This is a genomic window from Pseudomonas sp. PDM28, from assembly GCF_019219115.1.
Taxonomy (GTDB): domain Bacteria; phylum Pseudomonadota; class Gammaproteobacteria; order Pseudomonadales; family Pseudomonadaceae; genus Aquipseudomonas; species Aquipseudomonas laurylsulfatiphila.
Genome location: NZ_JAHUWG010000005.1, coordinates 1 through 12643, shown reverse-complemented (window position 1 = coordinate 12643; position 12643 = coordinate 1). Strand labels below are relative to the sequence as shown.

At 49.9% G+C, this 12643-nt stretch carries 10 protein-coding genes and 1 pseudogene; 5 read left to right on the top strand and 6 right to left on the bottom strand.

The window, feature by feature from the left end; translation table 11 throughout:
* Positions 1 to 6 precede the first annotated feature (6 nt).
* Positions 7 to 792, top strand: coding sequence for a hypothetical protein (locus KW841_RS12085; RefSeq protein WP_218476244.1), 786 nt, complete (start codon positions 7 to 9; stop codon positions 790 to 792).
* The gene (locus KW841_RS12080) at positions 785 to 4093 is read left to right on the top strand and encodes a DEAD/DEAH box helicase (protein WP_218476242.1); all 3309 of its coding nucleotides are present in this window, start codon (positions 785 to 787) and stop codon (positions 4091 to 4093) included. Before KW841_RS12085 ends, KW841_RS12080 begins: the two co-directional genes overlap by 8 nt.
* 319 nt (positions 4094 to 4412) lie before the next feature.
* Here KW841_RS12080 and KW841_RS12075 read toward each other — a convergent pair whose 3' ends face one another.
* Entirely contained in the window at positions 4413 to 5522 is a 1110-nt protein-coding gene (locus KW841_RS12075; protein ID WP_218476240.1) for an XRE family transcriptional regulator, read from the bottom strand.
* 10 nt (positions 5523 to 5532) lie between these two features.
* Positions 5533 to 6234, bottom strand: a complete 702-nt coding sequence (locus tag KW841_RS12070) for a hypothetical protein (RefSeq protein WP_218476238.1) — start codon at positions 6232 to 6234, stop codon at positions 5533 to 5535.
* Between the two features lie 972 nt (positions 6235 to 7206).
* Between KW841_RS12070 and KW841_RS12065 the strand changes: the two genes are divergently transcribed.
* The 3 genes and pseudogenes from KW841_RS12065 to KW841_RS12055 form a co-directional block, all read left to right on the top strand.
* Complete coding sequence (locus KW841_RS12065; protein WP_218476234.1) at positions 7207 to 8544, top strand: hypothetical protein; 1338 nt, start codon at positions 7207 to 7209, stop codon at positions 8542 to 8544.
* Positions 8545 to 8832: 288 nt separating this feature from the next.
* Entirely contained in the window at positions 8833 to 9162 is a 330-nt protein-coding gene (locus tag KW841_RS12060; protein WP_218476232.1) for a hypothetical protein, read from the top strand.
* 98 nt (positions 9163 to 9260) lie between these two features.
* A pseudogene (locus tag KW841_RS12055) lies at positions 9261 to 9482 on the top strand (IS256 family transposase); the annotation flags it as partial.
* A 138-nt stretch (positions 9483 to 9620) separates the two neighbouring features.
* On the opposite strand, the gene KW841_RS12050 reads toward KW841_RS12055, so the two are convergent.
* From KW841_RS12050 to KW841_RS12035, 4 genes are read right to left on the bottom strand one after another with little or no spacing between them, the layout of a single operon-like run.
* Complete coding sequence (locus KW841_RS12050) at positions 9621 to 9986, bottom strand: NIPSNAP family protein (protein WP_218476229.1); 366 nt, start codon at positions 9984 to 9986, stop codon at positions 9621 to 9623.
* Positions 9987 to 10043: 57 nt separating this feature from the next.
* Entirely contained in the window at positions 10044 to 11609 is a 1566-nt protein-coding gene (locus KW841_RS12045) for an IS66 family transposase (protein ID WP_218476227.1), read from the bottom strand.
* On the bottom strand, positions 11596 to 11994 hold the full coding sequence (gene tnpB, locus KW841_RS29685; RefSeq protein ID WP_256357804.1) for an IS66 family insertion sequence element accessory protein TnpB: 399 nt from the start codon (positions 11992 to 11994) through the stop codon (positions 11596 to 11598). Before tnpB ends, KW841_RS12045 begins: the two co-directional genes overlap by 14 nt.
* On the bottom strand, positions 11991 to 12323 hold the full coding sequence (locus KW841_RS12035; protein ID WP_256357803.1) for a transposase: 333 nt from the start codon (positions 12321 to 12323) through the stop codon (positions 11991 to 11993). Before KW841_RS12035 ends, tnpB begins: the two co-directional genes overlap by 4 nt.
* Positions 12324 to 12643 lie beyond the last annotated feature (320 nt).

The window sequence follows — 12643 nt, the reverse complement described above, 5'->3', positions numbered from 1 at the left end:
ACGAAAATGCCGATTTCGCTGGAATACTACGACCATCCAACCCTCTGTCATGGTCAGGTTTGGACAATCACGGACGAAAATCTACTCGCAGAGCAGATCGCGCGGGTTGCTTTGGGCCAGTCCAGACACGTCCAAAAAATTATAGCGGGAACGAATGTTGGCACGCCGGCATCAAGGGCCAGCGCTGCTCAGGGCGCGATAGGCTTACTTACAGTTCCTTCTGGTGAAGATCCTTGGCATAGAGATGGTTGGATCTTTCAGGTGATATCGTGGATAGCTGCCCAAAAAGCCGATCCGGGCGCACTTATTCGGCCCCCTCAAATGATTCATGCCTTGAAAGGATTCGATGGGCTCCGTCTCGAATTGAATGACGGGGAGGTTGTTGCTGCAACCATATTTGAAGACAAAGCCACGGATGATGCGAGAAAAACGGTTCGTGATTTGGTTTGGCCAGAGTTTAAATTGCTCGATCAGGGAGATAGGGAGAACGTTTTAGTTGCGGAGGTCGTTGCTTTATTGGAAACCAATAGGGAAGTAGATCCTGATCTCGCGATCGAGAACATAATATGGAAAAACGTTAGACATTATCGAGTTAGTATAACGGTTGGTAAATATCACTCCACGAGCACGGGGCGAGTAAAAGTTTTTAAAGGTTACGATAAAGTTATTGAAGGCAAGGTGAGCAAGCGAGGTGGAGAAATCTTCTATGTAGAGCATTTGCGCCCCTGGATGTCTTCGCTAGCTGAGAAATCAATTGCTCACATTAAGATTATGGTGGCTGCTCATGTTTGATAACGATACCGTAGAACTGATTAATAGTGCTCCTAAATTGGACGGCCTCGATCTTGCTGAGCTGCCAAAACAACTGACTGAAGCTTACGCATCGATAGTTTCTGCTCGTGTTTGCTTACGAGAAGGAGCGGAACAGGTGGGGTTGCCTGATGAGGTGACAGAAATAGTCAAACGAATGACGCGCCTTGCTTTCTCTCACGAGGCTATAGTGTCCGCTTCAGAAGATATGGAAAACCGAGCTGCCGCAGCCTTCGTCGCCGGTTCGGCTCATCATGTAATACTGCTTGCTCAGGAGTTGATGTCAAGAAGTATTCAATTTAGCACATTGAGTGCATTTGGCGTCTCCCCTGAGGTTTCGGCAACTTTGCTGTTCCTGATCGCGGAAGCAAGTTCTGATGCTGCCGAAACGGCAAAAAATATTGTGGTGAGCGCTGAAGGCTCTGTTGAAGCAACTTTGCTTAAAGCAATTTATCACTTGGCAAATGGAAGTCTTCTAAAAATACTTGCTATGCCCGTGCCCGGACCAGAAAGTTTTCATAGCGCTGACAGTATGGGGCAAGCCGTTGACTCGCTGTATTACATGCTATTGCATGGGGTCCGTGCGATGGCAGCATCATTGCTCGGAACCAATGATGAATTTGATTTGATAGACCATAACTCAAAAGTAATTTTTGATAGAGTTAAAGGACTATGCGTCGAAAAAATTGATGGTTTAGTTGGCATTGGAAATCACCCAGTACATAACGTCTTTCCAGGACCACTGCATTTGGCATCCCTTTTAGCGATGGTCGCGGACCACCTTATTCCATCAGGGGTTATAAATACAGAACCACCAAAAGGTATCGAGGCGGCTAAATGGTTTACGATGAAGCAAGGCATAGCGTCAATTAGGCCCTACCTATGGAGGAATCATCGACAGGCGATATCCTCAGGTTATTTGGAAATAGGGGTTTCCTCTGTAATAAGCTTTCCAACCGGAGCAGGAAAATCTACGCTTTCCGAGTTGAAAATTGCTACCGCGCTGCTGCGAAATGTGAAAGTGGTTTTTTTGGCGCCAACGCTTTCATTGGTGGATCAAACAACTAGGGCTCTAGCTAATACGTTTCCAAATGCAGACGTTCAGCGAGAAATCGTGGATGAATTGTTATTTGATTTGGAGAATGACGTACTTCCTGCTATTTCTGTTATGACACCAGAAAGATGCTTGGCAATGTTGAGCTTTGATCCGGAGATATTCTCGAATGTAGGGCTGTTGGTGTTCGACGAGTGCCATTTGTTGCACCCAAGGGACGCGGATCACAGCCGGCGCTCGATAGATTCTATGCTTTGCCTTCTTAATTTTACATCGGTAGCTCCTAACGCTGATTTGCTTTTATTGTCGGCAATGATGAAAAACTCTGAAGAGATTGCAGGTTGGGTCTCAGAGCTAACTAAAAGACCTTGTTTGCCCATGTCATTGACATGGAAGCCTACGCGTCAAGTTAGAGGATGTGTGGTTTATGCTGGCGATGAAATATCCAAACTAAAAAAGCGCTTAAGAGCCGTGCGGTCTGAGGTAACTAATATAAATGCGCCTGCCTCTTTGAAACGAGAGCTGCTTGTACAGCCATTCGGTTTCTTTTGTTTGAATCAAACTTGGCATTCAGCAAGCCGTAAAGATTACGCATTAATGCCGGTTCTTAGCGAAACTGTCCAATTATCAACAGGTACCGTTCCAGAAGGGGGTTGGTATTTAACGCCTAATGGTAATCAGGTGTCGGCTACAATCGCAGCTTCAACAGCCAGACAAAAAATCAAGACTTTAGTTTTTACACAAACAATACCGCTCGCGAATAACGCATCAAAAAGAATTTCAGACAATCTTGAATCGTCTGGATGTATTTTGACTGAAGAGGAAGTGCGCCTTTACGAGACAGTAGTCGATGAATTTGGAGGAAAAGAGCATATCTACATCGAAGTGTCGGAAGAAGGCAGGTTAATATCCTCTAGTGCGTGCCATCACGGACTTTTGCTTACTATGGAGCGACACTTGCACGAATCGCTTTTTAAGCGAGCGGATGGATTGAATGTTTTGGTGGCAACATCAACTCTTGCGCAGGGAATGAACCTTCCCAGTGAAGTGGTCATTATTAGTGGCGATAGTAGATTTGATCAAGAAGCCGATGCGATGCAACGCTTGGAGGCTCATGAGCTTCTAAATGCAGCGGGGCGGGCTGGCAGAGCGGGCGACAGTTCCTACGGATTTGTATTGGTAGTACCGAGTAAAGTCGTTAACTTTAATAATAGCACTAACCAAATACATAATCATTGGATGGATTTGAGGTCGATATTTTCTCAGAGCGATCAATGCTTAATTATTGATGACCCTCTCACGGTAATTCTCGACCAAATACATAGTGAGGTGTTACCTCTCTCTGGCGTAGCAAGCTATTTTTTGAGCAGGTTACCGGTCGATTATGACGAAGAGCAAGAAGGGCGAGATATATTAGCTCGCGCGACTATTAATCGTTCGTTCTCAGCCTTCCGAGCTAGGAAAAAAGGAGATCAACAGTGGATAACATCAAGAATAGAATCAGCAATACTGTCTAGAAATTCCAATCTAGACATCTCTCAACTGCTCACTTGGGCTGATCGATTGGCAGCAGCATCAGGAATATCGGTAGGGATAATTCGAGAGCTTGGTGAACCACTTTCTAAAAATGTCAATCATTGGGCAACTACGGATGCTTGGTATCAATGGCTTCGCGAATGGTTAAAACATCGACCCGCTTTGCTTCCAACTCTTATTAGGAAGGAGACGTTGGAGGGTTTTTTTGGCAGCAATTATAAGAAGCTCAAAGATGATAATTCAAGAGGGAAACATGCTGCTGAAATATTATTCCCATTGCTGGAACTCTGGATGGCAGGTCATACACTAGCCAGCATTGAGGCCTCGACTGGCACTCCAACTAATAAAGTCGGAAAATGTGAGTTTGCTAGGGAATTTGTATTGAGGATAATCCCCGATCTCTCTTATATATTTGGTCTTCCTAATCAGATTTTTAGGGCAATTACCGTTGATAGAGGTGAAGACCTTGAATCACCTGTCGGCCTTAACTGTTTGGCCTTGTGCGTCAAGGAAGGCTTGAACAGTGTTGAGAAAGTGGCTCTGCGTGAAATAAGTAAGAAGCGCTTAGCCAGAAGGGAATTGCACCGTAAGTATCAGATTATCGAGGCCTACGCAGGCGTACTTACAGAGGGTGAAAGCTTTGGTGACGTATTGAGCCGTATCACTCAAGCCTTGAAAGTAGTGGATCTTTAAATATCCACATTTGAGTCAAGCGGATTGGCCATCAGAACATCATGTACGGATCTGTTTTATGCTCCAACTTAAATGAACTGTAGTGGCAGGAGTACATCGAGGGCGACCCGCTGACGTTCGCGTGCTCCGCGCATTGCGCTTCTGCATTCCCTCTCTTATGTGAGTATCCAAAATCTGCTTCTGGCCGAGAGCTGCCCACCGTGAAAGGCTGCCTCTGGCCAGAAGCGGTTCGTAGTCTGTTCAAGATGAACCACAATTCGGAAGCTATGCACATTTAATTGGCCTAACTCATCTATTCGGCCAGGGAAGCGATCCTCCGCTAAATAAGCCTCAAGTTTGGAGAGCCCTTCTTAACTTTAGATCCATTAGTTACACTTCCTGAAACCACTGACAACCTTGTCAACTGGAAGGTTAAAGCATTAATTTCATCTATGCTTACACTCAGGCTTTCTGCAATTTCACGACGGCCTTGCTTTCGGCTTTGCAGAGCGTCTAAAACTTTAGTGAGTAACTGTGATGTTTCTCGCTCCATCGGCTCAGGTTCATTAGCCCGATATCCACTTTTGGCGATATCTATACAAAGACTACGGTAATTCCACTCACTGACCAATCCCAATGAATTAAAACGGTATGCCATAGCTGCAAGCGACACACCCCAATAATGCTTGAGCTTCATAAGATACTTAATAGAGTAAGTGGGTGGCTGATTAGCAGCCACACTCTCCTTAGGCATTAGAAAGGCTGCAGCAAATGCATCAGCCTGGCGCTCCATTTCAGGTCCGTGCGCTTGGCCGTGCTGCATGGTGTAAACGTCGCGCACCAAATGGCCTAGCTCATGTGCCGCGTCAAAGCGGCTCCGCTCCGCGGATTTGATGGTGTTAAGGAAAACAAATGGCTTGCCCTCATACCACGTACAAAAAGCATCAACCTCTCGGGTTTCCTCGGCCAGCGAAAAGACGCGAATACCTTTCGACTCAAGCAAGTGAATCATATTGGGAATGGGAGCATTACCTAGTCCCCATACGCGGCGAAGTGTGGCAGCTGCTTCTTCAGGTGCTAGATCGCTCAGGTCGGGTAACCCTGCCGAGGGAAGATTAAACCTTTCCTCTATCCAATGGTTGACTCTAAACGCGATGGCACCTGCCGCAAATGTGCAAGCTTTCAACGCGTCGGTCATTTTTGAAAGTTTACGAAAACTTACTGAATCTTCTCTCAACTCCGGCATATCTTCATCAATGAAAAAAAACTGCAGAGGGAAGTTCAATAGTCTTGCGATTTTCTCCAAGGCCGCCGGCTCAGGATAAGAAGCACCACTTTCGTAGTTCTGCAAACTACGACTAGTAATACCTAACTCCTTTGCCAGCTGAGCTTTAGTTAAACGCCTTCTCACCCTGGCAAATGTGATTTGCTTGGGATTTATTTCGGACATAGCCACTTACTCATAACATACCTATTTTAGGCTCTACTTCCACCGAAATCTGAGAACTCGATTCATCTTTACGAATGGTGAAATCATCGGGATTATTAGAAACACTACCCAAGAGTATACGAACACCCCAGTTAGTAATTTTTTTATTACCGAACCCGGTCGGCAAAGACAACTCATATCGAACTTCCTTAAGCACCTTATCATAGTGATAAAGCAATGCCCATACTTGGGTTTCTCTCTGATGTTCCTTGGCTAATTGGAACGAGACACTATTGAATAGCTCTAACTGACGATTATTTGTATAAACAAAGCCCTCAGCAACCGCTCCTTTCTCAGCCTGGTTCGTCGGTTCATCAATTCCATTCTTGCCGGTTTCGCTGTTTCCGGTCATGACCACGATAGAAATGCTCCGATCAGGCGAGCTGATGAAAGGGCAGTTTTGCTGTTCATGGATATGCCAGTGAGCTGTCGCCAATAAAGTGCGCAGGTCTTCAACAGTCTTCAACCATTGCTGAACGCCAGCCGCAGTCGGCGCGGACGCACGATTGGTCTCATTGCGTCCTCGGAGACCGCCAGTAATTGCATCACGGAGTAGGACTGGGTCCAAGTCAGAATGCAGCTCCCGCAAACTCACATCCACGTCCGCGGGCTCATCAATAATTTTCGCTCGCCGAGTGAAAGCGTTTGAGGCCGTCAATTCAAATGTGCTCATCGCCGCTCCGTGCCTGTTTCCGAAAATGATCCCTCATGTTGAGGTATAAAAAGCGGAAACACAAGGACCGCTAGCCGAGAATACTTGGTAGTCCGCTCAACGCCATTTACTGGCAAGAGACCATTGTCCGCTTCCGCGATTGCTGCCTATCGGCGGCTCTCTTTCCAGCCAATTTGGAGCAATCAATAGCCGCCGATAGCGCTCACTCAGCTGTTGAGCGATGTTGGCTTTTCGACACCCGAAGGCAAGCCAAACAGCTTCCGTAAACGTTACACCGATCGGCATTGTCACACCGCACGCTGGGAAGGCACCCAGTCAGTGTAACGTTATTTTTATCGTTTAAATTCAGTCGCTTAAATAGATACGTTACACCGAAAACACGAGTTACACGACATTTGATAGGTATCCGCCCCACTCCCCGTAAGTAATGAATTCCATCAGCGAGCAGATTTCAGCAAGCGCCGAGGCCCCTGAGGCAATGAGACAGATACGGGGTCGGAAACCCGCGTGATCGTGTTAGCGGAAAAGTGCTCACCTGTGCATTTGCCCTATCGCTTGGTAGCTCGCCGGGGACCCTGGGCATTTCGAATGGGTACGGGGCAGAAAACCCGCGCGTTCTTGTTAGTGGCTGTTTTTTTATAGTTGGTTGACAGGTTGACGTGGTTGACGCGCCTCACCCTGGTTGACAGCCCCCTAGTGTTCGCAATCAACCACACCGAAGGACACCCTTACAGATACTGTAAAGGTGTGCCCTTTTCTTCAAAATCCTTTCAATTTCAAGGTTGATATTTCAGTAAGCTGGGATGAATGTCACTACCACGATCCCGCGGGTTTCCGACCCCGTGAACTACGCAAATCCTTAGGGTCCCCGGCGTCTTTCCAGCATACGAAATCGACGAGGTGTGCTAAAAAACGCACCCGGCTCGTAAATGGATATTACCGTCCATCCACCTACTTGGAAGAAGGTGCACCATGACTGACTCTCTAGCTGACATCGATGCTTTAGCGTTGAAGTGTAGAGCGGAACGCTCTCGGGACTACATTGCAGAATCGATTCAATGTTATCGAGCTGGGGCGTATCGCTCTTCCATTGTCCACACCTGGATCGCCGTAGTATTCGATCTGGTGGACAAGATCAGAGAGCTTGCTCTAGCCAACGACCCCATTGCGGTTCGTATCAATGCAAAGTACGAAACCTACATTACCCAGATCAACCAAGGTAATGATCAGGGGGTCAAAAATGCTCTTGAGTTCGAACGTACGATTCTGTCGATATGCCGAACAGAGTTAGATTTTTTCAACCACCAACAAATTACGGATCTTGAGCGACTGCGTGAAGACCGTCACCAGTGTGCACACCCCTCGTTCCAAAGAGCCGGCGTGCCGCATCGCCCCTCAGCCGAGCTAGCCAGACTACATCTCAGAAACGCAGTCGAACACGTGCTCTCCCAACCTCCGATCCAAGGTCGTCCTGCTATCGCAGAGATCATCACAACCATCGCATCAGAATACTTTCCTAAAGATCGACATCAGGCTGCGACCGCACTGCGCCAGACACCTTTGGCCAATCCCTCAGAAGCATTGGTTCGCGGGCTTGTTGACGAATTAGTATTTAAATACGCTGAGGCAGATAGCCCTTTGTATGGAAAAATTCAGGTCGGGGCTGCTTTATCTTCACTGCTGGATACCCATCGTGACATTGCAGAGACCAGAATTGCCCAAAAGTTGAGCACACTTGTTCGCCGTGTTGACGACAACGGACTTCCTGCCGTAGCACGTCTTATTGGGGCAATACCCGAAGCCGTTGCGCTCATCGACGAGGCAGCGCGCCTCCGGCTGAGTGAGTTTGTGCGGGTAGGTCCAGACCTAGACGTTCTTCCAGCAATGGCGGGATTGGGTCGTCATCCCTTAATAACCGAAATTGTCCGAGCCAGGATTCTTCGTTTTGGGACAGGCTTGCTCGTGACCGCTATTCAGGAATACGAGCTGGCTGACCTAGCAAAGGAACGCGTATTTGTAATAATTTCAGAATCCAGCAACTGGCACGAGACGAACGATGTCTTTGATCGGTTGGTTTCGCCTTTGTTTTCCCATCTGACGAGGGATGATATCGAGAGAGTAATCCGCATGCCGACTGAAACGACCGCGGATTTAATTGGCTCCAACAGATTCGAACAATTCATCGACCAGGTAGGTCGCACGGGGATGATCCCAGAAGCAGAACTGGATACGTTGCTGGGCAACAATCGCATGGAGTACCTCGTGCGTGAACGGCAACGTGAGCGTCAACGTGTTACGCCTCAAGCCTGAGTGAGCCAGGAACTAGCAGCATGTATCCCTACCTGTATCCCTAATAGTATAATTCCGCCACAAGGCAGGAATTATATGAAACGCTCGAGTCTCCCTCGGGCACCAAAATTAAGAAAGGTCTTGCTTAGCAAGGCCTTTTTTTTCGCCTGCGATAAAGTGGCCAGCCCCCCCCACCGACAAACACCCCGACAACGCACCAACCTGCAGGAGCTGCCGAAGGCTGCGATCTTTTGATCTTGCTCTCTTCTGCCCCTCTCACCGGAAGAACATTTCACAAGGATTCCCCCCATGGAATTGCACCTGGAAACCGTCGCCCTCTTCTCCCTCAAACTGGCTTATGAATCGGAAGGCCAGAGCCCGATTTTGCGGGATGATTTGGTGATGGGGGATTACCAGCGGGACGTGTTTGAGCTGCTGGTGCGGCGGGGGGATATTGAGGGGATTCAGGTGAAGGTGGGTGAGTGTGTGGGGTTGGCGTTGGAGGCTGTTGGGGGTGTGGATAGGCCGTTGGGGCGGGAGTTGCGGAGGTTGGCGGGTGAGTTTGCCGGGATTCAGGCGATGGGGCAGCTTGATGCGCCGCTCGTTGCACTCAAGGATTATCTGAAAGACATTCAATGAATGAAGGCAGGGGGACTAAAATAGAGAATTCGTCGAGGGTGTTCTGAAGTTTGTGTAAACGGTCATTAGGCGCACACTGCCTTTCCCAAGGAGTTTCAATGACCGAGCCCAAGCGCACTAAACGAGTCAAACCCGATCCTGAGCTGGTGAAGCTGGCCGACAGTCTGTTGGCCAATTACCGAAAGCCTGAAGATCTGATCGGCGAAAATGGTCTGTTCAAGCAGCTCACCAAGATGCTGGCCGAACGCGCCCTGGAAGCTGAAATGACAGAACATCTGGGGCATGACAAAAGCGCAGCGGTGACCAATGCAGAAGGAAATGTCGCGCTGCTGAGAATGTGGGATAAGCGCCAGGCGGGTTACAAAGCGATGGGCTACCGCATGGCTGTAACCGTCCGGCCAACACATCTTCCTGATCCCCGCGTTTAAGGCTACGGGGTCTGCCTTTGTCGATGTCAGCTACGCGGATCGAGCTTCGGCTCTAGATAGATCTACGGAAGCTCTGATGGCATCAATTACGTCTTGAGCGAGCGCCATAACTGTCGTTGTACTGATTTCAATCCGACTGATAATGTCTTCTCTCGGGCCCTGTTTCCAGGCAGCGCTTGCGTAAAAAGCATCTTGAGATACTTGGCGATGGTTCTCGCTTTCATAGGAACGAATCAGGTGATAGCTGTCACAATCATGTAATGAGCTGCCATAAGAAACGACATCTATGCCAGCTTCTAGGTGAAGCGGAACACTTACATTCTGCATTATTTGATGAAAGTCCAATCCCGATCCTGGCTTTAAGGTGTACATCAGGATTTCAATAATTCGAGTCATTCCAAGTCTTCCATGTGGAGTTTCAACGTGAGCATCCGTACATCCCAGCTTACGTTATTAGACGGGAGTCCAGCTATGCGGTAGCAGTTGCGTAATCTCACTCGCTCGCTGCGTCGGCAGGCGCGTAAGGACGTCCTTCAAATAAGCATACGGTTCATGCCCGTTGAGCCGCGCAGACTGGATTAAGCTCATGATTGCCGCCGCCCGTTGTCCGCTGCGTAGCGACCCTGCGAAGAGCCAGTTGTTGCGTCCAAGAGCCCACGGCCGGATCTGGTTCTCTGCCCAATTATTGTCAATGGGTACGACCCCGTCATCAAGGTAGCGCGACAGCGCTGCCCAGCGTTTCAGGCTGTAATCCAATGCTCCGCTGATGGCTGAGCCTTCAGGCACGAGATCACGCGGGGCAATCATCCAGGCATGCAGCATATCCATCACCGGTACCGCTTTTTCTTGCCGTTTTCGGCGCCGTAAATCCGGCTCTAGATCGTGGACTTCACGTTCGATTTCGTAAAAGCAACTGGATATAACCAGGGCCTGTTCGGCGAGCTGGCTCTTGTTGGTGGCGTGCAGCTCGAAAAACTTGCGCCGCGCATGGGCCATGCAACCGATCTCGGTGACGCCGAGTTCAAAACTGGCTTTGTAGCCGCCAAAATCGTCGCACACCAGCTTGCCCTTCCAGTCTTGCAGGAAGTTACGTGCATGTTCTCCGGCGTGGCTGGGGCTGAAGTCGTAAACCACCGCTGCCAAGTCCGAGAACTGGCTGGTGGCGTAGGCCCAAACATAGGAGCGGTGGGTTTTCTTTGAGCCTGGAACGAGCATCTGCACGGGTGTTTCATCGGCATGAATAACCTGCTGCCCGAGCACTACGTCCCGCAGCGCATCGACCAGAGGCTGTAACTGCACGCCAGTCACGCCAACCCATTGAGCCAAAGTTGAACGTGGAATCGCCAAGCCAGCTCGACCGAAAATCGATTCCTGACGGTAAAGAGGCAGATGGTCAGCAAACTTCGCGATCATGACGTGGGCGAGCAACCCTGCGGTCGGGATGCCTTTGTCGATGACCTGCGCCGGAACGGGTGCCTGGATCAGCGTTTCGCAGTCATCGCACACCCACTTTCCACGGACATGGCGTTCAACGGTAAACACGCCGGGCGTGTAGTCCAGCTTCTCGCTGACGTCTTCACCGATACATTTCAGTGCGCAGCCACATGGGCAGTGGGTGTTGTCCGGTTCGTGATGGATCAGCGTGCGTGGAAACTCTGCCGGCAACGCAGTGCGCTTGGGCTTTTGCTTTTTCTCGGTCGGCGTTAGAGCTGTTTGCAGGGCTTGAAGCTCTGCTTCAATCGCCGCGATATCGGTATCGATCAAGTCATCGAGTAAGCTGGCCTGCTGCGGATTCAACTGCTCGCTGCTCTTGGCAAACTTCAAGCGCTTGAGTTGTGCGATCCCGTGGGTCAGCTTCTCGATAACCGTTTGGTCGCGGTTGATCTTCTGGCCCATGGTCTCGACCGTCTTGCCCATCGTCTCGACTTGCTGGTCGAGCGTCTCGACACGCCGTATCAACTGCGCCGCCAACGCGCGCAGTTGTTCAGGATTCAGGTGGTCGGGATTAGGGAGAGTCATGGTGCCGATTTTGCCAGAGCAGGCAGTTCGCGGCGATGGATCGATAGGATAATGGCAGTGTGATCGCGCCTCTGGAGCCCGCGCGTTGCCATGGCAGGCCCAATACCAGGGCTTGAAGTTGTTCGGTATCTAACTGCATTTCAGAGCCATGGTGAATGCCTAGCCAGTGGAACTTGCCTTGATTCAACCGGCGAGCAGCCAGCCAGATCCTGAAGCCGTCATGCACCAGAACTTCCATTCGAGTGGCGCGGCGGTTGGCGAACAGATAAGCACAGTGCGGCTTCGCCGCACCAAACACCGCGATCACTCTGGCCAACGCCGTCTCGGTACCGGCGCGCACGTCCATAGGCTCGGTGGCGAGCCAGATGGAGTCGATGCGAATCATCGCAGCAGGTCTCGAAGAAAGGTCGTGCAGGCAGCAGCACTTTCGGTTGGCCAGTTCACTTTGACGGTGCCGCGTGGGTGCTGGATCTCAACGCAGATATTCGATGATGCTGCGTGCGAATTAGCTCCGGCCAGCTGCATGGGTAACGGGATAAATGCAGGTTGCAGCGCTGTTTTTTTCTGCGCTTGCACCCGAATCCATTTGTGGACGAGGTTAGCGTTGAGGCTATGGCTGAGTGCGATACTGGCAATCGAAGCGCCGGGCTGGGCACACTCCTGAATGACCTGGGCCTTGAAGGACTTGGAGTAGGAACGGCGTTGTGGCTGCATGAAATACCCGCTTAAAAGGCTAGAACCGGTGCCCACTTAAATTTAAGTGCACACCATGTCCTGGCTTTGCGGGGCCGGGTAGATGACTTGGCCGGACGGATACGCATGGCTGACTCCATGGCCACCATGGACCTACTCTAACGTGGTTGACGGTCAACCTCCGTACCAGTCTCAGGATGCTTTTTTCGAGGACAAACAAAACCCCAACTGCTTTCGCAATTGGGGTTTCGGAATTTAATCTTGACGATGACCTACTCTCACATGGGGAAACCCCACACTACCATCGGCGATGCATCGTTTCACTTCTGAGTTCGGGATGG

What these genes read in the sequence shown, in the direction of transcription:
- KW841_RS12085 (WP_218476244.1), top strand. Translation starts at nt 7, where the DNA reads ATGCCGATTTCGCTGGAATACTACGACCATCCAACCCTCTGTCATGGT.
- KW841_RS12080 (WP_218476242.1), top strand. Translation starts at nt 785, where the DNA reads ATGTTTGATAACGATACCGTAGAACTGATTAATAGTGCTCCTAAATTG.
- KW841_RS12075 (WP_218476240.1), bottom strand. Translation starts at nt 5,522, where the DNA reads ATGTCCGAAATAAATCCCAAGCAAATCACATTTGCCAGGGTGAGAAGG.
- KW841_RS12070 (WP_218476238.1), bottom strand. Translation starts at nt 6,234, where the DNA reads ATGAGCACATTTGAATTGACGGCCTCAAACGCTTTCACTCGGCGAGCG.
- KW841_RS12065 (WP_218476234.1), top strand. Translation starts at nt 7,207, where the DNA reads ATGACTGACTCTCTAGCTGACATCGATGCTTTAGCGTTGAAGTGTAGA.
- KW841_RS12060 (WP_218476232.1), top strand. Translation starts at nt 8,833, where the DNA reads ATGGAATTGCACCTGGAAACCGTCGCCCTCTTCTCCCTCAAACTGGCT.
- KW841_RS12050 (WP_218476229.1), bottom strand. Translation starts at nt 9,986, where the DNA reads ATGACTCGAATTATTGAAATCCTGATGTACACCTTAAAGCCAGGATCG.
- KW841_RS12045 (WP_218476227.1), bottom strand. Translation starts at nt 11,609, where the DNA reads ATGACTCTCCCTAATCCCGACCACCTGAATCCTGAACAACTGCGCGCG.
- tnpB (WP_256357804.1), bottom strand. Translation starts at nt 11,994, where the DNA reads ATGATTCGCATCGACTCCATCTGGCTCGCCACCGAGCCTATGGACGTG.
- KW841_RS12035 (WP_256357803.1), bottom strand. Translation starts at nt 12,323, where the DNA reads ATGCAGCCACAACGCCGTTCCTACTCCAAGTCCTTCAAGGCCCAGGTC.